21 protein-coding genes and 1 pseudogene are annotated in these 21,560 nt (G+C 41.9%); 14 read left to right on the forward strand and 8 right to left on the reverse strand.

Annotated features, from left to right (window positions below; translation table 11 throughout):
* Nucleotides 1–155: 155 nt before the first annotated feature.
* Nucleotides 156–704, reverse strand: coding sequence for a recombinase family protein (locus AAY47_RS15265; RefSeq protein WP_047770995.1), 549 nt, complete (start codon nt 702–704; stop codon nt 156–158).
* A gap of 135 nt (nt 705–839) precedes the next feature.
* On the opposite strand from AAY47_RS15265, the gene AAY47_RS22820 reads away from it, so the two are divergent.
* From AAY47_RS22820 to AAY47_RS20800, 4 genes and pseudogenes are all read left to right on the forward strand, one after another.
* Nucleotides 840–1,298 carry a DUF4158 domain-containing protein gene (locus AAY47_RS22820; protein WP_047770996.1) on the forward strand — a complete coding sequence of 153 codons (459 nt, stop codon included), beginning with the start codon at nt 840–842 and terminating at the stop codon, nt 1,296–1,298.
* The gene (locus tag AAY47_RS22825; protein WP_235428371.1) at nt 1,288–1,551 is read left to right on the forward strand and encodes a hypothetical protein; all 264 of its coding nucleotides are present in this window, start codon (nt 1,288–1,290) and stop codon (nt 1,549–1,551) included. Before AAY47_RS22820 ends, AAY47_RS22825 begins: the two co-directional genes overlap by 11 nt.
* A complete protein-coding gene (locus AAY47_RS15275; protein ID WP_053014299.1) occupies nt 1,482–3,149 on the forward strand; it encodes a Tn3 family transposase in 1,668 nt (555 codons plus the stop codon). Before AAY47_RS22825 ends, AAY47_RS15275 begins: the two co-directional genes overlap by 70 nt.
* A gap of 54 nt (nt 3,150–3,203) precedes the next feature.
* Nucleotides 3,204–4,479, forward strand: a pseudogene (locus tag AAY47_RS20800) (Tn3 family transposase); the annotation flags it as partial.
* A 363-nt stretch (nt 4,480–4,842) separates the two neighbouring features.
* On the opposite strand, the gene AAY47_RS15285 reads toward AAY47_RS20800, so the two are convergent.
* The 5 genes from AAY47_RS15285 to AAY47_RS15305 all read right to left on the reverse strand — a co-directional run bounded on the left by AAY47_RS15285 (nt 4,843) and on the right by AAY47_RS15305 (nt 9,305).
* The gene (locus AAY47_RS15285; RefSeq protein ID WP_047770997.1) at nt 4,843–5,091 is read right to left on the reverse strand and encodes a DUF2442 domain-containing protein; all 249 of its coding nucleotides are present in this window, start codon (nt 5,089–5,091) and stop codon (nt 4,843–4,845) included.
* Nucleotides 5,075–5,317 carry a DUF4160 domain-containing protein gene (locus tag AAY47_RS15290; RefSeq protein ID WP_047770998.1) on the reverse strand — a complete coding sequence of 81 codons (243 nt, stop codon included), beginning with the start codon at nt 5,315–5,317 and terminating at the stop codon, nt 5,075–5,077. The genes AAY47_RS15285 and AAY47_RS15290 overlap by 17 nt, the downstream gene beginning before the upstream one ends.
* 67 nt (nt 5,318–5,384) lie before the next feature.
* Nucleotides 5,385–5,714, reverse strand: coding sequence for a helix-turn-helix domain-containing protein (locus AAY47_RS15295; RefSeq protein WP_047770999.1), 330 nt, complete (start codon nt 5,712–5,714; stop codon nt 5,385–5,387).
* Nucleotides 5,715–6,383: 669 nt separating this feature from the next.
* The gene (locus AAY47_RS15300; protein WP_047771000.1) at nt 6,384–7,469 is read right to left on the reverse strand and encodes a hypothetical protein; all 1,086 of its coding nucleotides are present in this window, start codon (nt 7,467–7,469) and stop codon (nt 6,384–6,386) included.
* Nucleotides 7,470–8,300: 831 nt separating this feature from the next.
* The gene (locus tag AAY47_RS15305; protein ID WP_047771001.1) at nt 8,301–9,305 is read right to left on the reverse strand and encodes an IS110 family transposase; all 1,005 of its coding nucleotides are present in this window, start codon (nt 9,303–9,305) and stop codon (nt 8,301–8,303) included.
* On the opposite strand from AAY47_RS15305, the gene AAY47_RS22035 reads away from it, so the two are divergent.
* From AAY47_RS22035 to AAY47_RS15325, 5 genes are all read left to right on the forward strand, one after another.
* Nucleotides 9,304–9,444 (forward strand): hypothetical protein, encoded by a 141-nt coding sequence (locus AAY47_RS22035; protein ID WP_160300206.1) that lies wholly within the window; start codon nt 9,304–9,306, stop codon nt 9,442–9,444. The two genes, AAY47_RS15305 and AAY47_RS22035, sit on opposite strands and share 2 nt — an antisense overlap.
* Nucleotides 9,445–10,388: 944 nt before the next feature.
* A complete protein-coding gene (locus AAY47_RS15310; RefSeq protein ID WP_047771002.1) occupies nt 10,389–10,655 on the forward strand; it encodes a helix-turn-helix domain-containing protein in 267 nt (88 codons plus the stop codon).
* 462 nt (nt 10,656–11,117) lie between these two features.
* Nucleotides 11,118–12,335, forward strand: a complete 1,218-nt coding sequence (locus AAY47_RS15315) for an AAA family ATPase (RefSeq protein ID WP_047771003.1) — start codon at nt 11,118–11,120, stop codon at nt 12,333–12,335.
* Entirely contained in the window at nt 12,325–13,305 is a 981-nt protein-coding gene (locus AAY47_RS15320) for a ParB family protein (RefSeq protein ID WP_047771004.1), read from the forward strand. The genes AAY47_RS15315 and AAY47_RS15320 overlap by 11 nt, the downstream gene beginning before the upstream one ends.
* Nucleotides 13,306–13,560: 255 nt before the next feature.
* Nucleotides 13,561–14,445, forward strand: coding sequence for an IS982 family transposase (locus tag AAY47_RS15325; RefSeq protein ID WP_047771005.1), 885 nt, complete (start codon nt 13,561–13,563; stop codon nt 14,443–14,445).
* Between the two features lie 7 nt (nt 14,446–14,452).
* Here AAY47_RS15325 and AAY47_RS15330 read toward each other — a convergent pair whose 3' ends face one another.
* On the reverse strand, nt 14,453–15,061 hold the full coding sequence (locus AAY47_RS15330; RefSeq protein WP_235428376.1) for a GNAT family N-acetyltransferase: 609 nt from the start codon (nt 15,059–15,061) through the stop codon (nt 14,453–14,455).
* Between the two features lie 612 nt (nt 15,062–15,673).
* Here AAY47_RS15330 and AAY47_RS23065 point away from each other — a divergent pair.
* From AAY47_RS23065 to AAY47_RS23075, 3 genes are all read left to right on the forward strand, one after another.
* Nucleotides 15,674–16,135 carry a DUF6444 domain-containing protein gene (locus AAY47_RS23065; protein WP_072161181.1) on the forward strand — a complete coding sequence of 154 codons (462 nt, stop codon included), beginning with the start codon at nt 15,674–15,676 and terminating at the stop codon, nt 16,133–16,135.
* Nucleotides 16,136–16,140: 5 nt separating this feature from the next.
* On the forward strand, nt 16,141–16,836 hold the full coding sequence (gene tnpC / locus AAY47_RS23070) for an IS66 family transposase (RefSeq protein WP_255334786.1): 696 nt from the start codon (nt 16,141–16,143) through the stop codon (nt 16,834–16,836).
* Nucleotides 16,837–16,948: 112 nt separating this feature from the next.
* Nucleotides 16,949–17,317, forward strand: a complete 369-nt coding sequence (locus AAY47_RS23075) for an IS66 family transposase (protein WP_255334791.1) — start codon at nt 16,949–16,951, stop codon at nt 17,315–17,317.
* Nucleotides 17,318–17,495: 178 nt separating this feature from the next.
* Here AAY47_RS23075 and AAY47_RS22040 read toward each other — a convergent pair whose 3' ends face one another.
* Nucleotides 17,496–17,660 (reverse strand): hypothetical protein, encoded by a 165-nt coding sequence (locus AAY47_RS22040; RefSeq protein WP_160300207.1) that lies wholly within the window; start codon nt 17,658–17,660, stop codon nt 17,496–17,498.
* 572 nt (nt 17,661–18,232) lie between these two features.
* On the opposite strand from AAY47_RS22040, the gene AAY47_RS15345 reads away from it, so the two are divergent.
* Both AAY47_RS15345 and brnQ read left to right on the forward strand, forming a co-directional pair.
* Complete coding sequence (locus AAY47_RS15345) at nt 18,233–19,765, forward strand: pyridoxal-dependent decarboxylase (RefSeq protein WP_047771006.1); 1,533 nt, start codon at nt 18,233–18,235, stop codon at nt 19,763–19,765.
* Between the two features lie 467 nt (nt 19,766–20,232).
* A complete protein-coding gene (gene brnQ, locus AAY47_RS15350) occupies nt 20,233–21,546 on the forward strand; it encodes a branched-chain amino acid transport system II carrier protein (protein WP_047771007.1) in 1,314 nt (437 codons plus the stop codon).
* The last annotated feature ends 14 nt before the right edge of the window (nt 21,547–21,560 follow it).

Consider the following 21,560-nt stretch of genomic DNA (forward strand, 5'->3'; position numbering starts at 1 on the left):
AAGTCAACGCGACTGGCTTCAACAAGCCAACGTTATAGGATGTTAAAGTCGAGCATCGCGTTTTTTTGCATTTTATGACCTTTTAAGATGAAAGTATTTACAATTAATTCATATAGATAAATTTTTCAAGAAAATTTATGACCACTTATCTAAAATCAAATCATTTTTTTCAGTCTGAAATAGGTTGCTCTGGATATGTTTGTCTTTTCCATGATTTCTTTCATCGACACTTCCTGAGTGATCATACTTTTGGCCTGAGCTGTGCTTTTATGGGGTTTCCTGCCAAACTTGACGCCGGATTCCTTAGCAAATTGGCGACCTTCATTAGTACGCTCAAGAATACGTTCGCGCTCTGCTTCAGCCACCGCCGCCAGAATCTGAACCATCATTTTACCCATCGTGCCTTCAGTACTGAGGCTGTTGTCCAAAAAACGAATAGCAATCCCTTTCTTGTAGCAGTTATCAACAATTTTGATCATGTCCGAAGTGTTGCGGCCTAAACGATCCATTTTGGTACATATGATGGTGTCGTCCCTTTCTGCTCTGGCCAGTAATTTTTTTAGTCCCTCTCTGTCATCAGTTTTTCCGGTCATTTTATCCGTGAAAATCCGATCTTCACGAACGCCCGCCTGTTTCAGAACCGCAATCTGAATATCCAGTTTTTGTTGCGTGGTCGAAACCCTAGCGTAGCCCAGTAATGCCATTTTTATCGTTCTCGGTATCAAAAATCGATATTGATACTATCAGGTATCATAACTAAAAAAGCAAGATATTTGACACTGGTTTAAATACCCGTCTGTAAAGTATCAAAACTTACAAATTATGATACTTAACTGATAATGAACGAGATTAAGAAGAACGAAAAACGACTCCACATATTAAACCCAAACGAAGTCAGAGAATTATATGAGCGTCCTGTCTTCAATCATGCCGACAGAGAAGACTACTTTTCTTTAGATCATTATACCGCGAAAACTGTTGCAGAACTGATCAGACTGGAAACCAGGATCTATTTTATTCTGTTATTGGGTTATTTTCGGGCTAAACCTGTCATTCCAAAATTTGATCTTGATGAAGTAGCCGAAGATGCTGAGTACATTCGTAAGACTTACTTCCCGGATGAAAAACCGGTCTGGGTCAATACGTCTAAAAGTACCCGTTCCAAACTCGTTAATAAGGTACTGAATATTCTGAATTTTCAGCGTCTCACTGAAGTTAATCATACTGCCTTGATAACCCGTCTAAAAGATGTCGCAACAATCTGTACCGATCCCCGGTATATTTTTGATGAGAGTTGACAAACAATCCAGAAAAATTGCCAACTCACTGCGTAAGTTGTTTGTTGCCATCGATATTGAATGCGGGGCTGATCAGGAAGCACTGTCCACTCAGATTATGCTATCGAAACAGGAGATTACCGAAAAAAGAAAAATTATCACCTGTCATCAGGACATGATTAAAAAAGCGACCGTCGTTACTTATTGGTTGAGAACGAAATTCAGACAAAACGCTTTGAGTTCTACCTGTATCAGAAAATCAGCACACAGTTAGATCGTGGTAAAGCTTATATCACTGAAAGTGAAAAAAATAAACGGCTGGAAGATGACCTTATCCCGCTTAAAAACTGGGAAAATGACAAAGTTAGCCTTATTGAAAAAACGGGCTTGCAGCGGTTGTCAACTCCCATCACTCAAACACTGGATGAATTTGGAAAACAACTTGAACAGCGCATGGATCAAGTTTCGGCCAGCATTTCTGGCGATACCAATGAGTTTGTTAAATTACAACCCCGTTCAAGCCAGCTTGCGTGGACATTAGCTAATCGACGGTGGTGTGATGACATTGATAATCCGGTTTATAGCCAGATAAGGCACATGGGAATTATTGAGATTATGAATTATGTCAACCGTAAAACGGGATTTTTGAACGCTTTTCAAGGCATATCCACCAGGAAAAAGTGTAGACAGGCAGAGGAAGATGACTTAATCGCCTGTATTTTTGGCAATGGCACGAATTATGGTCTCCACCGTATAGCAGCGATTTCAGATCGCAGCATTGGCGTTTTACGTGGAGTCAATGACTCGTTTGTCCGTCCTGAAACAATCAGTGCAGCCAATGACCTGATCTCGAATGGAATAGCCAGTTTACCAATATTCAGATATTACACGATTAACGAATCATCGCCCTTTGGAAGTATCGACGGTCAAAAATATGCCTGTCGTACCAATACGTTCAAAGCCAGATTCTCGGCCAAATATTTCCGTAAAGGAAAAGGCGTTTCTGCAATGACACTGGTTTCTAACCATGTTCCCATCAATACAGTGGTTATTTCGCCTAATGAATATGAAGGGCATTATGCCTTTGATTTGTTGTACAACAACAGCAGTGATATTCAGCCCAAATCACTGGCAACGGATACACACGGTATCAACAATGTCAATTTTGCCATTCTGGATATATTTGGTTATCAGTTCTCACCTCGTTATGCTCGGTTTAAACATGCTTTTGCGCAACAATTTGAGGTTCATACAGGCTCGGATGTTAATATCAAACTGAAAAAACCGATCAGGCGTAAATTAATCGAGCGGGAATGGGGAAATATTCAGCACATTATCTGTTCACTCAGCCGTAAAGCCACCCAGCAAAGCACGGTTATCAAAAAATTGTCCAATGACAAATGGAATAACCGGACACTGTTAGCGCTTCATGAATATGACCGATTGGTTAGGTGTTTTTACCTGTTGGAGTATGTTGATAACAAGACGCTGAGGCAATTTGTGCAGCAAGCCCTGAATCGAGGTGAAGCTTATCACCAGTTGCGCAGAGCCATCGCGTCGGTCAATGGCAATCAGTTTCGGGGCGGAAACGATTATCAGATTGATCAGTGGAATGACTGTGCCAGACTCATTGCTAATTGCATCATTTATTACAATTCAGCGTTGTTATCTGCGCTCATTGAGAAGTTTCAGAAGGAAGGAAATCAGAAAGCCGTCAATCTGATCGCGGGGTTTTCACCTGTAGCTTGGCGGCATATACAACTGGCGGGAAATTACGTTTTTGGAAACCGGGATGGTTTACTTAATTTGTACAGTATGTTGGAACGTGTTGATCCGCTGGCAGATTCCGAAATTGAAGAACCTGCTACATAATAATGAATCGTGGTGAGTGAACTTTTCGAGGGAATGGGCACAAAACCCGATATTCAGCTGCCTTTCAGTGAATTAACCGATGTATTTCGCTTTGTTAGCCAACAATGCCAGTTTTTGTCATCCATGACACCCATCCAGCCCCGTTATGCAAAGAAGGAGGCTGATGCTGACAGTCTGATGGCCGTGATTGTGGCCCAGGCCATGAACCACGGTAACCGAACGTTAGCCCGAACCAGTGATATTCCTTACCATATCTTGAATGAGGTCTATGCGCAGTATCTGCGTCTGTCTTCGCTAAAATCCGCCACTGATCGTATCAGTAATTCCATCAAAGAGTTACCTGTGTTTCCTTATTACTCTCTGGAACTGGGCACATTGTATGCCGCCGTTGACGGACAAAAATTCAGCGTTGAACACCCGATGATAAAGGCACGCGGTTCAAAAAAATATTTTGGTCGCGGGAAAGGCGTAGTGGCTTATACCATGCTGTGTAACCATATCCCCCTGAATGGTTATCTTATTGGCGCGCATGAATACGAAGCCCATCACGTTTTTGATATCTGGTACAGAAATACCGCCGGGATCACACCCACAACGATCACCGGTGACATGCACAGCGTCAACAAGGTTAACTTTGCCATTCTGCATTGGTTTGGATTACGTTTTGAACCCCGCTTCACGTCACCGGGAGAAATGCAGAAAGAACTCTATTGTGCTGATAACCCTGAACAGTATAAAACGTGCCTGATTCAGCCCGTAGGACAAATCAATCAAAAAGGCATTATTGATGAAAAATCCCATTTAGACCAGATAGTGGCCACGCTCGGGTTCAAGGCAATAACACAAGGGGCTTTAATCCGTAAGCTGTGCACTTACACCACAAAAAATCCGACGAGGCAGGCCTTATTCGAGTTTGATAAGCTCATTCGCAGTCTTTATATTCTGCGCTATCTTCGAAACCCACAAATTTCCAGAAACAGCCACCGTTCACAAAATCGTATTGAATCTTATCACCAGTTACGCTCTGCCATTGCGCAGATTGGTGGAAAAAAAGAACTGACAGGTCAGAATGACATTGAAATTGAGATCAGCAATCAGTGTGGCCGATTACTGGCCAGTGTGATCATTTATTACAACTCCGCGTTGTTATCACGGCTGATGCAAAAATCGGGAGACAGTCTGGGCGATATAGAAAAAGCGGGGGAGACTTATCAGTAAAATATCGCCTGTGGCATGGCAACATATTTTGCTGAATGGTCATTATACCTTTAATAGTGAAGGGAAAAAGATTGATCTGGATGCGATTCTCGAAGGCTTGAAATTAATCTGACAAAATTATGGACGGTTCCGGCTTACAACCCCAAACTGCACCAAAAAATCGAAAGTTTTCTCAGGGAACACAAAAGCTATAACCATATTGTCGATTTGCTGGATTGTTCTAGACACACAATATCGAAAGTATCGAAAGAGCTTAAAATCATAGAATGAATTTTATTATAATATATTGAAATTAATTAATTTCCATTCGTGGAACTTTTCGCTGAATTGGGCGCCAATACCCCTTATTGAACTATTTTATTCATCTTTCACCAAACCCATGCCTCACACTTTTTTACGCTCTCGCATAAATGCCCCACAGATTTTTATGCATTCTTTATTACATTACGCACCACTACAATTGGGTTCGCTAAAATTATGCCGCATGGTGGGATTGTTGAGTCATATCTCCACGACCAGATAGCAATCCTTCAACTGAAATATCTTCATCTAGTTCATCCCAGTGAATGCCTCGGGCACTGATTTCAAAATTTTCTCTGGCCATAGCGGTAGCATGCATTAATCGTGGAAACCAAGCCAGTGGCACACCTAAAGTTCTGGCATCACTCAGTTCGATCCACATGTTGTATTCATCAAAACGTACACTTTTAGCCAAAGTAGTCATTCCAAGCCTCCACTAATTTTTCTCTGTTCAGTTTAATTATCCCTACCAGCTCTTTAAGCTCTCGGGCATTAAATCCATCGTTCCTTGCCAATAAAACATCTGGCACCAACCAAAATTTAGCTTCACCTTCAGCACTGCGAACATGAATATGCACAGGCTCAAGGGGATTTCCTTCGTTTGAGTAGAAGAAAAATCGATATCCCTTAAAACGTAAGATGACTGGCATTAGTTCTAGTTCCGTACTGACTGGTTCACGTTTAAACTCCACAATGGAATATTCACCGAATTCTCAACTAAATCAGCAGAACTTCCGGTCCGCGTCGTTCAAGAATGCGGAGCATTCTGAGAGCTGGACCACTTGGTTTCTTTTCTTCACGTTCCCATTTGGAAATGCTTTCTTTTGACATGCCTAATGCCCTAGCCAACATAGCTTGAGACATTCCGTGTTGCGCTCGAAGTTGCTTTATTTCAGCACCAGTTATCATTGTAACAGCTTTAATTTGATCGTTGATTTTCCGAGTACTAGCCGCTTTTTCAAGATTGTTGACCAAGCTTTTAGGTGCAGCATCGGTCACTTGTAGTTCTTCAGTTAACTCAAGCATATCATTTAGTTTATTACTCACAGATGATTTTCTCCAAGTAGTAATGTTTACCATAGTAGCAGGTACTACTTTAGAATCAATTAGTAGATGAAATAATCTGCAACCTATGAGGTCTTATGAGTGAATAAAAGGCGGCTCTCATCATCTAATGGGGATAATGTGTGGTTGAACCGCCGAAACCAAGAGGGAATCAATGGAGGTTCGAAACATCTTCGCCCTACTAAGCTAAAAAATTATCAGATAGTTTTTGGGCTTAATAAGTTCTGCCGAAGGCACGCAGTGGTCACGCCGTAGGCGGGACGTATCTGCGCGTTAGTGGGCGTTTACGACCACTTATGGAACGTTATGTATTGAACTTTTTCCTTGAACGCAGTGAAAGGAGCTAACTATCGAGAGTTGTAGCCTTTAGGCTCAACTCGATTTGTTATTCCTTATTTATAAGGCTTGTTTTGTTCAGGAATAAACTTCGAAATTAATGAAATTTTTAAACACATATTCGAAGTTTATTGTCTTATTTTTATACTTCATGCAGTTTTGAGCACACAATCTGTTCCAGAAACAAAAATTGCCGAAAAAAATGCAGAAGTAGATAAGTTGAACGGATAAAAAAGAATCGAAATTTATTCCCAGGTGAAACACCAAAACCGCGCTAGGCACGGTTAGTTGAATTTATCTTCAGAAAAATCGCCGTTAGATGAGAATGATACCCTCTTGCTCAAGTAACAGTCTATAGAATTGCTCTGAATATTCGTTTACGTGAGGATACTGTGCCTTTAATGTGTTTTTTGCATAATGGACGGCAACCGGTGTTGTTGTTTTTTGCCATTCGACAAACATACGCCAGTAGATTGAATCTGATTTATCCTTTTTACGCAGGTTCGCCACTGAACGCCGCGTTTTTTCCAGTTCGGCTTCCAAGTTTTCCGCTTGGTTATCCAGAGTCTCAATGTTGTCTTCGATGTGTTTCAACGCTTCGTTTTTCTGATCCTGCAAATCCGGCGCCACGACTGAGCGTTTGATCTTTTTCAGTAGCTGGCGTAGCGCATGTTTATTTTCTATATCAATGCCCAACCGCACCATATTTAACAAATGACGCTGGTATTTTTTATCCAGATTTTCAAGCTGACCACTTTTGATAGCCCAGTTTTGGAAATCAATCAAGCTCTGGCGGATTTCGTTACGGGGAATTCCCTTGGACATGAAAAACTCTGGCGTCAGCCAGATGCGCACCGGTTTATTTTGCCCGGCATCCCGGTCTGTATCCCGATGGACAACAATATGCTTCAGCTGCTCCATGACAGACAGTGCATGTAACGCCACATCATAAGCCTTACGCCCATTATCATATTCATGCAGCACGCCCATTGCCTTTGCGATAAATTCAAAAGGCACCATCACTTCAAACAAATAATCATGACCGGGGAAAAAATCTGCATTCGCCACGAATGCCAGCGACAGAGAGGTTAATGCCTCACGGCTTTCAGACCGTGTACTGATGCGCATCGGTTTTGGCACATAGTGCGGGTTTTTCCGCTCAGAATACGGCGTATAACCCTTTTGACGCAGCGCGATAAGATCACCATCCCGACGCCAGTCATGGCTTTTCAGAGTACGGGACAATCGGGCAGGCGTTCCTTTTGGGATTTTGATGTCCTGTTTCGGGATATTGCGCCGATGGATTTTAGACTGCCCCCGGCGTAAAGCGTTGGATTCACCACGCCGACTCTGACGAACAGAGGGATCAGATGTTGATTGGGTGCGTTGATTTTTAAACACATCCCCTGCACTTATGGCGGGTATCTAAAAGTTGCAATAGAAGTCTCATCGTTCTATACTCCTATGCAGAAACCATTATCGATTTCTGCAAGTACACCCCATATATCTGATTACAAGCCGCCAAGTTTGAGACAGATTATGGGGTTTCTTCTTTTTAGCGGTTAGTTAATCGTGTTTCAACTGCCCGCATCTAGTCACCTTTCGGCGTGACTGACCAACAAAAAACCTTGATAAACTAGCACTGTGAAACAAAAAATTCAATAAACCTTTCTAATTGTTTTGTTCTCACCAATAAGCCATTTGAACTTATCAGAAAAATAAAATAACTAAACAAAAATTAAACAATATCAATATTAGCACTGGAAGGGTAAACGCTCAAGAACATGATGATTCTACATCACTCATGCTGTGATCTGTACTCTGGCTTTTTTAGACAGGTAAATTGAGGTAAAAGTCACATTAACGGTTTGACGCTTTCTTACCTAACCGCTAATCTTTTTTCTACAAAAAAGATCCATCGCCTGTCAGGATCGCCTTCGGGTGGCGAAATAAATCTATGGTCTTCCCCGTTTTTGCAACACTCATTTTGATGTATGGTTGGCTTGCTTAAATCTATCCGGCGTCTCTATGAGTATGGATACCCGCGCCACGATGAGTTCTGCGCCTGATGAACCTTAAAAACTCCCCGGCTTCAATGAGCCATTTTGTTTCTTAGGTTATTCATCAGGCCGATTGGCCGTTCATGTCATCAATAATCAGTCTTCGCAAAACCAGATAGGTAACGTGTATTTCACTGTTTAATCATCAAGTTATTGAATCCGTCAGCCTCTATTAGGCCCGATACTCATTTTGCCGAGTCGTGATTGCCCAGGCTATTCGTGCCAGCTTATTAGCCAGTGCACAGGCAACCACATTCGAATGTTTCTTGCTCAGTTGTGCCTTAACCCACTCGGCAAGTCTCCCATGCTGATGCTCAAGCCGCATCATAAACGCCCGGGCGCATTGAACCAGCAATCGGCGCAAATTTTTGTTGCCGCGTTTGCTGATACCCAGCAGAGTCGGTTTTCCCCCTGTACTGTATTGTCGGGGAACAAGCCCCATCGAAGCAGCAAAATCCCGGCTGCATGAAAATTGTTTTCCGTCACCAAGCTGGGATGAAAGTAGGCTGGCGGTAATGGGTCCCACCCCCGGTATTGTCATCATGCGTTGAGTCGCGTCGTCCGCTTTGATGGACTGTTTTAATTCTAATTCCAACGTGGTTATTTGCTCGACAAGATAAAGGTAATGGGCATGTAATTTCATCAGCAAACGGCTCAGATAATCGGGCACGTCGTGTTCTGCCAGAACCAGAGATAACCGTTTAATGACCGCCTCGCCTTTTGGCAGACTGATACCAAACTCCAGCAAAAAGGCGTGCATTTGGTTAGTGGTCTTTACCTTATCTTTGATGAGTGATTCTCTGACACGATGCAGTGCTCTCATCGCCTGTTGCGTCTCCGTTCTCGGCTGGACAAAACGCATTGAGGGGCGTGATGCTGCTTCACATATCGCCTCTGCATCAACGAAATCATTTTTGTTACTTTTGACAAAAGGACAAACAAACTGCGGAGATATCAGCTTCGCATCATGGCCTAAATCAGCGATCCGGCGAGCCATAAAATGTGCACCCGCACAAGCTTCCATCACGACGGTAGTCGATGTACACCCCGCTAAAAATTCCATTAATTTTGGGCGGGTAAATTTTTTACGCAGCATAGTCTTGCCGAATTTGTCCTGACAATGGATATGGAAAGAATGCTTGCCGAGATCGATACCAATAAGGGTGACGTTTTGCATGATGGACTCTCCAGAAAAAATACTCTATAAAGAGTATGGTTCACAAGGTGGGGAAGACCATCTCATTAACTCCTGTAGCCTGAAAGGGAGAGCAAAATTGCGGTACATCTGCGCACTTTTGGAAGCAGATATTGTCTGACGGACGATGAAAGTTATCCTGTCACTTTATACACAGGGCAGGCTTGTCACATATATTGAGCAGTTTTCTGCCACGTTCACCATAACCTTTTTACTTTGTACGACTTTTACCTACGCTTTAAATCACGCACGACAAACGTCCCGAAAACTTCGCGGCGTCACTTGCGTTAAAGCGAAGCGATTACCAAGTGACGTCGCCACGCGTCAACGTCCAGAGCATGTCCTGTCTGGCTTTATGACTGATTTGAACCTCATTTTACTTAGTGTCACCTCTTTCTATTAGCATTTTTATGCCTTAATTCACTTACTTAGTTTGTTTTTCACCCACTGCCTATTACAGGCTGATGCAGTAAAAAGGAGATATCACACGTCACGAATAATGAGGCGTTCATCCTGAGCTAATCAGGCACTGAACGGGGAGTACTCCACCGCAGTGCTGAGCACGTAGCGAACTCCTGCAAAAACTTAACGCAACCCACGCCCTGTATACACATTATCTGACGTACCACGGAACGGTGAACCTAACCGACACGCAGGGAATGTTTCGAAATGAGTAAAATGAGTCTGAAAATCAAAGGGGAAATACGGATAGCGAAGCGATCACGAACGAGAACAAACAACAAAGATTGACTTAGCCGTCCGTATTCTCCTCTGAGTTTATGTGCTCTTGAGAAGAATTATAGCCGTTAAACTTAGTCGTTCTGTTATTGAGTAAGGTAAAACAATCAGTTAAAGTATTCCCGCCATCAGCACAATCTAATGGTCAAGGTTTAGCAGCCTTGTGCGCTTATACACTGGTAAGATGTTTTACCAGTGTGCCTGCATTCGCCTTTTCTATGGCGGTTCAGGTGGGGGAGACTCACGTCTCGCCGGAGTAAGCGCCGGTCTGCTAACCCTGTCTGAATCGCCACCATCAATATTAATTAATGGGAAGGGGTAGCAGGAATGAATAACAACATCAGAAACGACTGGCATCAAGCAGACATAATAGCTGCACTACGCAAACGTGGTACCACCTTAGCCGCTCTCTCCCGTGAAACGGGACTCAGCTCATCAACACTCGCCAATGCATTCAGCAGACCGTGGCCTAAAGGTGAATGGATCATCGCGGATTATCTCGGCATCCATCCATCAGAGATCTGGCCAAGTCGTTATTTTGATCAGCGTGGTCAACTTATTGAGCGCAAGATTCGCAATAAGTCACAGGAGTAACCCATCTTCGTTTTTTAGTCAGTTTGTGAAAATGTATATTTTAATATGAAGCCGTGAGATTTAAATGGCAGCCTGATTTGGCCATTTTTAAACTCCACGGCTTTTTTGATTTATTTTGACTTTGTACACTATCTTACACTATCTGCAACCATATATTCGTTGCTATGTTTACCAGCTCTCCTTTTTTATGTGGAATTTTGTGATCTCTCAATAGCTCACCTGATAAGCTGATTGAACCAGTACACAAGATTCCATCATTTCAATCCCTGAAATCGATGCGAAATTTTGGCGATTTCACCCTGAAATTTCTCATTAAATTACTTTTAAAACAATAAGATAACCATTAAATACTATGGAGAAAAATAAACAAAATAAAGCGTTTTTCAATTTAAAAAATTTACATTTATAGTTTTATGTAGGATATTTAAATAAAATCTAAAAACCTACACATATGGTAAAAACATGAATGAAACCTATAAACAATTAGATAAGGTTGCGCAAAGGTCAGTTCGTCTACTCCAGTCGCTCAGTGACCAAATCCAAAGCCAAAAGCTGGAGCTGAGTAAAACAGCTTATTATCAAACGTATTCAAAAGCGGCTCTCGCAAAATTACCAAAGTTAACACGTGCCAGCGTGGATTATGCCGTTAACGAAATGGAAGCGAAGGGATATGTATTTGGCAAGAAGCAAGCAGGTTCTTCATCCAAGTACGCGATGACAATTGAGAACATCATAGATCTGTACCATCACAGAGGCGTTCCCAAATACCGGGATCGCTATCATGAAGCATTGACCTTCTTTATCGGTAATTTAAAGGGGGGAGTATCTAAAACCGTCAGTACAGTTTCTCTGGCACATGCATTACGCACTCATCCACACCTGATTTTCGAAGACCTTAGGATCTTGGTTATCGACCTTGACCCACAAGCATCGGCAACCATGTTCCTTGATCATAAACAGTCTATCGGTTCTGTTGATACAACATCAGCCCAAGCCATGCTGCAAAATGTTTCGCGTGAAGAGTTACTATCTGAATTTATTACATCCTCAGTCGTTGCAGGCGTAGACATTATTCCGGCATCCATTGAAGACGCATTCATCGCATCACGTTGGGAAGAACTCTGCGCAGAACATTTGTCAAACCAGAACATCTATACCGTCCTTCGCGAGAATATCATCGATAAAGTGAAACACGATTACGACTTCATCTTTATCGACAGCGGACCACACTTGGACTCTTTTCTGTCTAACGCGATCGCCGCCGCAGACTTTCTTATGACTCCAATCCCACCCGCACAAGTGGATTTCCACAGTACACTGAAATATCTTGCTCGCTTGCCGGAGCTGATAGAAATGATCGAATCAACAGGTGCATCAACTCGGTTCAGCGGTAACATCGGCTTTATGTCCAAGTTAGTGAATAAAACTGATCACAAGCTGTGTCATAGCCTGGCAAAAGAGATTTTTGGTGGTGACATGCTTGATTTCGCTATCCCGCGACTGGACGGGTTCGAGCGTTGTGGAGAGTCTTTTGACACCGTAATTTCTGCAAACCCAGCCACGTATATCGGCAGTGGGGAAGCACTGAAGAATGCGAAAACAGCCGCAGAAGACTTCGCCAAAGCCGTTTTTGACCGAATTGAATTCATCAGAGTTAACAGGGGCAACAATGCAAGATAAAAAACGTCCAACTATCGGAAGAACATTCAATTCAGTATCCCTGGATACGCCGGCGGAAAACCAAACTGCAGAACAGCGTTTCACACTGGCTTCGGGTCAAACTGCCATATTTCAACTAGAGCACATCCCAGCCGATAAACTTGAGTCTGAAACCACCGTTAATTTTTTGGTTAACGGACGGGATCAAAGCGCACTGACAAAAGAATCTGTCAGCGACATCATGCGCACCATCAATCTTCAACAATTCTTCCCGGCAATCGGTCGTCGTATTGATGGCAAGATAGAGATTTTGGATGGTTCACGCAGACGTGCCGCCGCTATTTTCTGTGGTGTTGGTCTGGATACCCTAGTCACGAACACAAACATAAGTGCGGATGACGCAAGACAACTTGCCGCTGATATCCAAACTGCAAGAGAGCACAACATTCGTGAAGTCGGTTTGCGTTTGATTCAGTTGCGAGAAGGGGGAATGACACAGAAAGAAATTGCTGAGTCTAATAATATGTCACAAGCTAAGGTGACTCGCGCAATCCAGTGTGCTTCAGTACCTAATGATATTGTTGCCGTATTCCCTGTTATCGCAGAACTGAGCTATCCAGATTATAAAGCGCTTTTGGACGTCACCGTTGACATCAAGAAAAACAACCTTTCGATTGATGAAATAGTCGGCTGTGTGCGTGATGAAATCCAGCATATAGATAAAAACAAGCCAGTTGCTCCCGACAAAATGAAATCAATCATCATCAAGCTGTTTAAAGAGTTTAGCAGCAACAAGGCAAAAAAATCCACAGCAGAAAAACAGCAGGTAAGCTCTCTTTGGGACTTCAAAGATAAGAATTCATTTGCCCGCAAACGGATTAAAGACAGATCCGTGAGCTTTGAATTTAACCGCGTACCAAAAGGATTCGAGGAAGAACTGGAAAAAATGATTCAGGTGTTAATGCGAAAACACTTCAATTTAAACGAATAATTCGCCAATCAATTTTACTTGTAACAAAATGATTTTATTGTGTTTATTTGAAAGATTTCAGGGTGAAATCGCCAAAATTTCATAGTAGAAGAGCTGATTATCAAATTTCGGCTCAGAACCTCCATTTGGAGATGATTTATCCGAAAAGTTAAAAAATAGTAATTAACCTGAGCTTCGCTTAAGAAGGGAACTAAAGTGCCTGAGGCACGATCAAAGTTTTTGCTAAAGAAAACAAAATGGTGGAGATCCTCAGGCATGTATAATTTAGAAAAACTTTACTGCTGCGTCGATGACTTTTGCCAAAAATTTATCCCTCTCTGGCATCAACAACTCATTGAAAACGGATTACGTAAACGGCACCGCGAAGTTTCCCTTTCTCTCAGCGAAGTCATGATGATCCTCATTTTATTCCACATGAGCCATTATCGTGATTTTAAAACGTTTTATAATAAACATGTAAAACAATACTTTAATGCCGATTTTCCCGGATTAGTCAGCTATACTCGCATGCTCACTCTGAAGAAAAGGGCTCTTATTCCTTTATGCGCTTTTCTTTCGTCACGCAAGGCGAAAACCCAGGGGATCGCTTTTATTGATTCCACCAAAATTGCCGTTTGTCATAACCTTCGAATTCCCCGCCATCGAGTATTTGAGGGCGTTGCACAACGAGGAAAAACCAGTACGGGCTGGTTTTATGGCTTTAAACTTCATCTGGTCATTAATGATTGCGGTGAACTTTTGGCCGTGAACTTAACCACAGGAAATACGGATGATCGTCACCCTGTTAAAGCGCTGGCAAAAGGGTTAACGGGATGTTTATATGGCGATAAAGGGTATTTATCACGGGCTTTATGCGATGAGTTGGAAGCGGAAGGAGTCACGTTAATCACCCATGTCCGGAGTAACATGAAAGCTAAAGCGTTATCTCTCTGGGATAGGTTAATGTTAAGACGGCGATTTTTGATAGAAACGGTCATCGACCAACTCAATAATATTTCTCAGATAGAGCATTCAAGACATCGCAGTCAGCTTGGTTTTCTGCTGGAAATTGCCGCGGGTCTCATTGCTTATACATTCCAACCTAAAAAACCGAGCTTGAATTTACGGGATAATGATATCGCTATTCTTAAACGAAGCTGAGGTTAACTCAGTTAACTGAATCAAGGGAAATGACTTCCCATTTACCGAACAATGTTAAACCGGCAGCTTTAGCCAGTGCCGCAGAAACGAGATTATCAAGCTGGCACCTGAACTGAGGTTCATACCCCTGAGTACAGGCATGCTGACTGATTGCGCGTACCACTTTTCGGGCATAACCTTTACTGCGGAAAGATTCCAGCGTCAGTACGCCCATATCAGCAAGTTGCGAATCATTCCACGGGTACATGCTGGCGGCGCTGACCAGATGGTTTTGCTCATCAAAAGCGCCGAATACTAACCAGTGATCCAGCTCAACATAGGCGTTGTCCAAGTCCTGCTCCGACGCTGATACCTGAAATGCCGAGAAGATTTCACCATCTTGCTTTTCCGTCAGTTGACGCTGCATATTGCCTGAATGTTCCTGCAATAATTGGCACTTTTCTGTGTCTGGAAAATAAAAAATATAGTCAGCGCCATGCAAAGTCATATTCGCCTGATTTAATTTCTGGCGAAAAATAGATTCATACATTTTCTCCTGATGATAAAGCCCTGCTTTTTCAGCCATCTCTGGCGTCAGAACTGCCATAACCCTGCCATCACTGGTTTCCAGTACCATCACGCGATCATCCTATGCCAACCGGGTATTGGTGATGATAGTAAAAACATCATCCTGATAAAGGATATCTTCACCCAACATCATAGCCTGCCAGAAATCAGTTATTGTTTTTGAAAATAAAGGCATACTTTTTACTCACGTGGATTGACTTATATAAAATGAAGAATCCCGCCGTAAGCAACGGGGAATATGACCCCGAGAGATTGATACGCATCACCTTTGCCGCTTAATTAAACTGAGAAATTTTGGGGTCAATAGATATTCGGGGATGCGTGCCTATACTGCTCAAAAAATCACAAAGTGTCACTATTCATTAATGTATTATTTGTGCACTGATTATCATTAATAACAACTGACTGGTGAGTTATTGCGTTGGTAAATCTGAAAAAATTCCGGAACAGCAACCAGCGTTGATTTGGCTATCCAGCCGTGACCTCGTTGTTTTTTAAAATCAAAATAATCCCGATAATTTGCCCCAGTTCAACCGCAGGCAGTGAAGCGATTTCCTGCAAATAGGTGCGAAGTTCAACAATTTGCTTGGGTTTGAACCCTGTATCCTGTAGCTGTACGTTCAGGCCAAGAAAGTCGGTCTCGAAAGAAGGAGAGCTGTCGGTGAATTTCCTGCCAGCAATGAGTGCCAGGGCTGCGAAGGCAATCCGGCAGACAGTACGGGGCTGGGATTTTAGTCACAAAACCCCGTTGTCGCTGGAAGTCATGGCACATTGGATCAATCCCATGTTACGAGGTTGGATTAAGTACTATGGGCGCTTTTATCGGTCAGCAATGGACCGTATAGCCAGTCAGGTAACTTTTTCACCCATGAAAAAGAAGAAGCACTTTACCGCTGAGCCACCCAAAGTGAGCAACATCAGCGAAGCCAATGCCCTTATCCGGGAGCTCTGGGCCAAACTTCGAGAATACGAAGACCGGCTGTCACTGAGTTCGCGTAATTCCTCGCGTTCCCCGTCCAGTGATACGCCTCAGGCACGGGCTGAACGGCAAAAGTTAAAAGCCCTGGTCGCCGAAATCAGGCTGGCGTTCAGCCAGGCCACACAGGGCACCGCAGACCACTGAGTGCATTGAAAGACACGGATACGATCGTTCGCTGTCTGCCCGATGACGGTTGTACCCTTTGTGGCGGGCATGTCGAGCCGAATACGACCCCGACCTATCGTCATCAGGTGTTCGAACTGCCCAAAATCTCCCTGGATATCACCGAATATCAACTGTTTCATGGCCGCTGTCAGCGTTGTCATCACACCGTCCGGGCTACGTTACCCGACGATGCGCCTTCCGGACAACTGGGGCCCCGTTTGATGAGCCAGATGGCGGTTTTGTCGGGACAATACCATCTGAGCATCAGTAAGATACAGCGCCTGATCCGGGACACTTATGGCATCCACTTTTCCACGGGCCTTATCTCTGAAGCGCAGGGGCGGATCAGTTCAATGTTGACGCCGCTGCATCAGGCGTTAGGGCATTATGTCAGGCAATCTGCGGTTATCCATGTTGACGAAACGCCCCATCAACGCAACGGAGAAGCGGCCATCCGCTGGGTCTGGCTGCTCAGCGGCAGCAAGGCGGTTTACCAGAAAATCCGCGCTTACCGTAATACGGAAACGGCCAAATCGCTGCTGGGCGAGACAACCCCATCGGTTATCGTGACTGACCAGTGCGCCAGCTATCACTGGCTGGCCCCATCCCGACATCAGTTCTGCTGGGCGCACATCACCCGCAACCTGCAACAGATGGCCGATTACAGCGGGGCGGGCTGACCGCGTTTATCGGTCAACGACTGGTTTTGCTCTGCCACAGTGTGTTCCGCACCCAACACCGCTATGAAAATCAGAACATTGACGAAGCACACTGGCACAATCGCACAATCGCCTGTCCAGACTCAGGAAAAGCCTGATGAGCTGGCTGAGAAAGGGAGAACAGGTTCCGGCCTCCCGTTATGCCGGCAGGTGTGCTTATATTCTTAAGCATGAAGCGGGATTATGGGTTTTTCTCCATCATAAAAACATCCCGTTGACCAACAACGAGGCGGAGCGGTGCCTGCGTGGCAGTGTGATCATGCGAGAAATCTGCTTTGGGACAAATTCCTATCGGGGTGAACAGTACCGCTCCCGACTGCTGTCGGTGGTGGAAACCTGCAAACAACGGGGATTATCGGCACTGGATGTACTCAGTGAAGTCGCGACAGCGGTGACCCGAAAACAGCCCTATCCGGATGTCTTTAATCTGCTTCCCTACTAGTCAATACAGGGCTGGTGAATGGTTACGTCATGTAGATCTGCACCTTGCTAAATGGATTACCCGCAAATATAAGCGGGTACACGGTAGTTTGGCTCAGGCGTATGAATGGTTAGGCAGAATACGGAGCATTAAACCTAGTCTGTTTGCACACTGGGAAATTTGTACGCGGCGCGAACGGTCAACGACAAGAACCGGATGACGGGAGACTGTCACGTCCGGTTCCGTGGGAGCGCAGGGGGGAAGTTCCCTTGCGCGACCCGATAACCCCAATATGGGTACATTTTGCTTGTTGACATGGATCAGGCAAGGTTTCAAGACGATCTACCAAGGCTTTCTGTGTCATAAAAAGGAATGAATGATGAAATTTCTGATGTGAATACCGATAAATGACGTTAAAAACAAGAAAAAATAATAAATGAATGAGTTTGATGGATTATTAAGTCGCCATGATGGTTAAAAAACATCATGCGACAGCCCTGATTATCAGGCTGGCAGGATCAAGCAACCAGTAAAAAGGGATCGAGTGATATGTATCACATTTTTATGTCAAGGGGGGAACTGGTGAAGAATTACAATTAAGTTACCATAATCAAGAAATAATCTTCTAAATTTTTTTTACAAAAAAAATTTTAACTATAAATAAAAACAATAATATCAATATATAGGAATAATACTCCGCAAAATTAGATCATTAAATGAACATTTAAATCATTTCAAATAAATATTTGAAATTATAAATTTGAGTTATTGTTGAATGGTTACATTTAAAGTAATAATATCAGTAATTGAAACAACAATATTATTTCTTAAATGAAAATTAGTTTTTTAAACCTGATACGCAATTATTTTAGCAAAGATTTAAATAATTAACTTATCATATGATTACCATTATTAATTATTACATTTGGATTAAACATGAATCATGAAGCCTATGCCAACATTGATAAATCTCTATTTACATTATCTGAAAATAGGTTAACAGATACTGAGCGTGAAAAGGCATTGACAGAGCTGGGTTCATATGTAAAGAAAACACGTTACAAATTTCTAGGTTATCAAACCAACCAAAAATTTAACTATTCACGAGAGTTGAGTGAATACTTAGATGTTCAGTTAAACAATGTGGGTGATCCTTTTGTTACAGGCAATCTCAGAGTTAACTCAAAGGCTGTTGAGCGTGCTGTATTGGATTATTTTGCTAAGCTTTGGAATGCACCTAGCAGAGATACTTCTACATTAGGAGAAGGGTATTGGGGCTATGTGCTATCAATGGGAAGCACTGAAGGTAATTTATACGCATTGCGTAACGCGCGAGATTATTTAGCTGGAAAAGCTCTCTGGATTGATGTTAATGCAAACAACTCCGTCGATCAAGAAATAAACATTGAAGGGAATGATAATTCTCTGACACCCGTGCTTTTTTACTCCGAGGATACACATTACTCCATTGATAAAGCAAAAGATATTCTGACACTACCTACTTTTGCTGAAATGGGCGAGTCTCGTTATCCGGGGCAATGTCCTATCGAAACCAGTAATGGAAAATGGCCGACAAAAGTTCCATCTCTCCCAACAGGTTCGGTTGACCTGACGAAACTGAGTATATTAGTAGAATTTTTTGCATCACGCGGTTTTCCTATCGCAATCAACTTTAACTACGGTACGACCTTTAAAGGCGCATTTGATGATGTCAGCGGTGCAATTGATCTACTGCTTCCTATCCTTGAGCGATATGGACTGAAAGACAGGACGCTTAATATTAAACTGGAAAATGGCAAAATGGTTAAAAGCCCCAGAAATGGCTATTGGTTTCACGTTGATGGTGCGTTAGGTGCTTCCTATGGTCCATTTTTGGAGAAAGCCAGAGAACAGGGAATTGATATCGGCGAAGGGAGACTCCCTTCATTTGATTTCAGAAATCCTATTCATTCCATCGTAACCAGCGGACATAAGGAAATGGGAACTCCGTGGCCGACTGGCGTTTATCTAACAAAACAAAAATATTTGTTGAACTTCCTCAGTGTGGATTATATCGGTGCTCAGGATTCTACTTTAGCTGGTTCGAGGAATGGTTTTTCGGCACTGCTTTTTTGGCACTATCTATCCAGACATTCTTATAACGACCAGATGGTAAGGATTGTTCGCCGACTGCAAATGAGCGAAGGTATTTATCAGAGATTACAGTCATTAAGTACTGAGTTGGGTCTGGATCTTCATGCTCATCGCTCACCGCTTTCCCTTAGCATCCTGTTCCGTCGTCCGAACAATAAAATTGTTGACGATTTTTCGCTTTCTACTGAGTCCAAAAATGGCATTGAATATGCACATCTTTTCGTTATGGAACATACGACTGATGAAATGATTAGTCAGCTTATAGCTGAATTACGCCAGCCTGGTGCTTTTAACAGCACACTATCTCTGGACCATTATCTAGACTGGCAAATATAAATTAACTAGTTATCTAGATTCAACAGCCACAGACTTTAGTCAGTGGTTGTTGAGTTCATATAGATATTAGTTATGTAATAGTAAATGTGTTGGTAGTAGAGATTTTAGTCGACAATCGTATTATAGTAATTACTCATAATAACATATGAATAGTTTTACTAAGTGGAATAATATTATAAATTAATCTCTTACTCCATTTGCTAATAGTAAAGATATACTTTATTACATAAAAGCATTTCATTAACCAATTTGGTTTTTAAATGTTCTCTGGCACTTAATTAAGTGTAAATATATTTGCTTTTAATATTTGCATAGGTAATCATTTCAATGGATCATATCTCAGCAATATATTATGTTATTTTTGGTTTTAATGTTTGGTTTTTCGAGCATCTCCACTAACCCAATGATTACTAATAACGTTTAATTAATTAAACATTCCAATATAAAACAGGTTAATTTTAATTCCAATGAAAAAATTATCATCTAAAGATGTATTAGCATTAGGATTTATGACATTCGCTTTATTTGTTGGTGCTGGGAATATTATTTTTCCTCCTATAATTGGTTTTCAAACTGGAGGGAATGTTTGGTTCGCAGCTATAGGATTTTTAATTACTGGTGTTGGGTTACCATTAATTACTATCATTTCTTTGGCTAAGGTAGGAGGACTTAAAGAGCTTAGCTCACCAATAGGTAAAGCCTGTGGTTTATTGTTGGCTACTATTTGTTATTTATCAGTGGGTCCTCTTTTTGCTATACCAAGAACAGCAACTGTGTCTTTTGAATTAGGTATTGCTTTAATAACAAAAGAAGGTAAGTTTCCATTATTAATATATAGTATAGTATATTTCTTACTAGTTATTTATGTATCACTATATCCTAAGAAACTGTTAGATAATGTAGGGTATATACTAGCGCCAATAAAAATTATTGCCTTAGCTATTCTGGCTATTTCAGCTATTTTAGCTCCAGTTGGAGAACCTATAAAAGCAGTTGATTCTAACTCTGAAAATCCATTCATAAGTGGATTTTTGAATGGTTATTTAACGATGGATGCTCTAGCTGCTATGATGTTTGGTAGCATTATAGTTAATGCTGTACGTTCTAGGGGCATTGAATCAGATAAATTACTAAATAAATATATAATAAAAGCTACCTTTATTGCTGGTCTTTTTTTGATATTAATATATCTTGCATTGTTTAAATTAGGTGCAGATAGCGGTACTTTTTTATCTTCAGCAGAAAATGGAGCTGTGATTTTAAGGAGTTATGTGCAATATATATTTGGTATATATGGTAGTGCTTTTTTAGCTATATTAATTTTTATTGCATGTTTGGTTACTGCAGTAGGTTTAACTTGTGCTTGCGCTGAATTTTTTAATTCTTATTTACCATTATCTTATAAAAAATTAGTTATTATTTTTGGCCTTTTTTCCATGATAATATCTAACCTTGGGTTAAATCACTTGATTCAATTTTCGATTCCTCTTTTAACCGCAATTTATCCACCTTGTATTATTTTGGTTTTATTAAGTTTCACGAGAAATTATTGGGGTAATTTTTCTTTTATTTTAGCGCCCACAATGGCTATCAGCCTTGTATTTGGTTTTTTTGATGCAGTCAAATCGTTTGATTATTTCTCATTTTTCATTCCAAGCTGGTTTAATACAATTCCTTTATCAAATCATCAGTTAGCATGGTTATTACCTTCTCTTTTTATTATGTTTACGTTGATGGTTATTGATAGATTATTCTTGTTAAGATCCGGAAATTCTGCTTAATTTTTTTAAAAAGA

Origin of the sequence: Xenorhabdus griffiniae (genome assembly GCF_001028135.1) — a bacterium.
Lineage (GTDB): Bacteria > Pseudomonadota > Gammaproteobacteria > Enterobacterales > Enterobacteriaceae > Xenorhabdus > Xenorhabdus bakwenae.

Bases quoted from the DNA above. Each gene is read 5' to 3' on its own strand.
- AAY47_RS15265 (WP_047770995.1), bottom strand. From the start codon at position 704: ATGGCATTACTGGGCTACGCTAGGGTTTCGACCACGCAACAAAAACTG.
- AAY47_RS22820 (WP_047770996.1), top strand. From the start codon at position 840: ATGAACGAGATTAAGAAGAACGAAAAACGACTCCACATATTAAACCCA.
- AAY47_RS22825 (WP_235428371.1), top strand. From the start codon at position 1,288: ATGAGAGTTGACAAACAATCCAGAAAAATTGCCAACTCACTGCGTAAG.
- AAY47_RS15285 (WP_047770997.1), bottom strand. From the start codon at position 5,091: ATGACTACTTTGGCTAAAAGTGTACGTTTTGATGAATACAACATGTGG.
- AAY47_RS15290 (WP_047770998.1), bottom strand. From the start codon at position 5,317: ATGCCAGTCATCTTACGTTTTAAGGGATATCGATTTTTCTTCTACTCA.
- AAY47_RS22035 (WP_160300206.1), top strand. From the start codon at position 9,304: ATGATGGACTCTCCAGAAAAAATACTCTATAAAGAGTATGGTTCACAA.
- AAY47_RS15305 (WP_047771001.1), bottom strand. From the start codon at position 9,305: ATGCAAAACGTCACCCTTATTGGTATCGATCTCGGCAAGCATTCTTTC.
- AAY47_RS15310 (WP_047771002.1), top strand. From the start codon at position 10,389: ATGAATAACAACATCAGAAACGACTGGCATCAAGCAGACATAATAGCT.
- AAY47_RS15315 (WP_047771003.1), top strand. From the start codon at position 11,118: ATGAATGAAACCTATAAACAATTAGATAAGGTTGCGCAAAGGTCAGTT.
- AAY47_RS15320 (WP_047771004.1), top strand. From the start codon at position 12,325: ATGCAAGATAAAAAACGTCCAACTATCGGAAGAACATTCAATTCAGTA.
- AAY47_RS15325 (WP_047771005.1), top strand. From the start codon at position 13,561: ATGTATAATTTAGAAAAACTTTACTGCTGCGTCGATGACTTTTGCCAA.
- AAY47_RS15330 (WP_235428376.1), bottom strand. From the start codon at position 15,061: ATGGTACTGGAAACCAGTGATGGCAGGGTTATGGCAGTTCTGACGCCA.
- AAY47_RS22040 (WP_160300207.1), bottom strand. From the start codon at position 17,660: ATGACACAGAAAGCCTTGGTAGATCGTCTTGAAACCTTGCCTGATCCA.
- AAY47_RS15345 (WP_047771006.1), top strand. From the start codon at position 18,233: ATGAATCATGAAGCCTATGCCAACATTGATAAATCTCTATTTACATTA.
- brnQ (WP_047771007.1), top strand. From the start codon at position 20,233: ATGAAAAAATTATCATCTAAAGATGTATTAGCATTAGGATTTATGACA.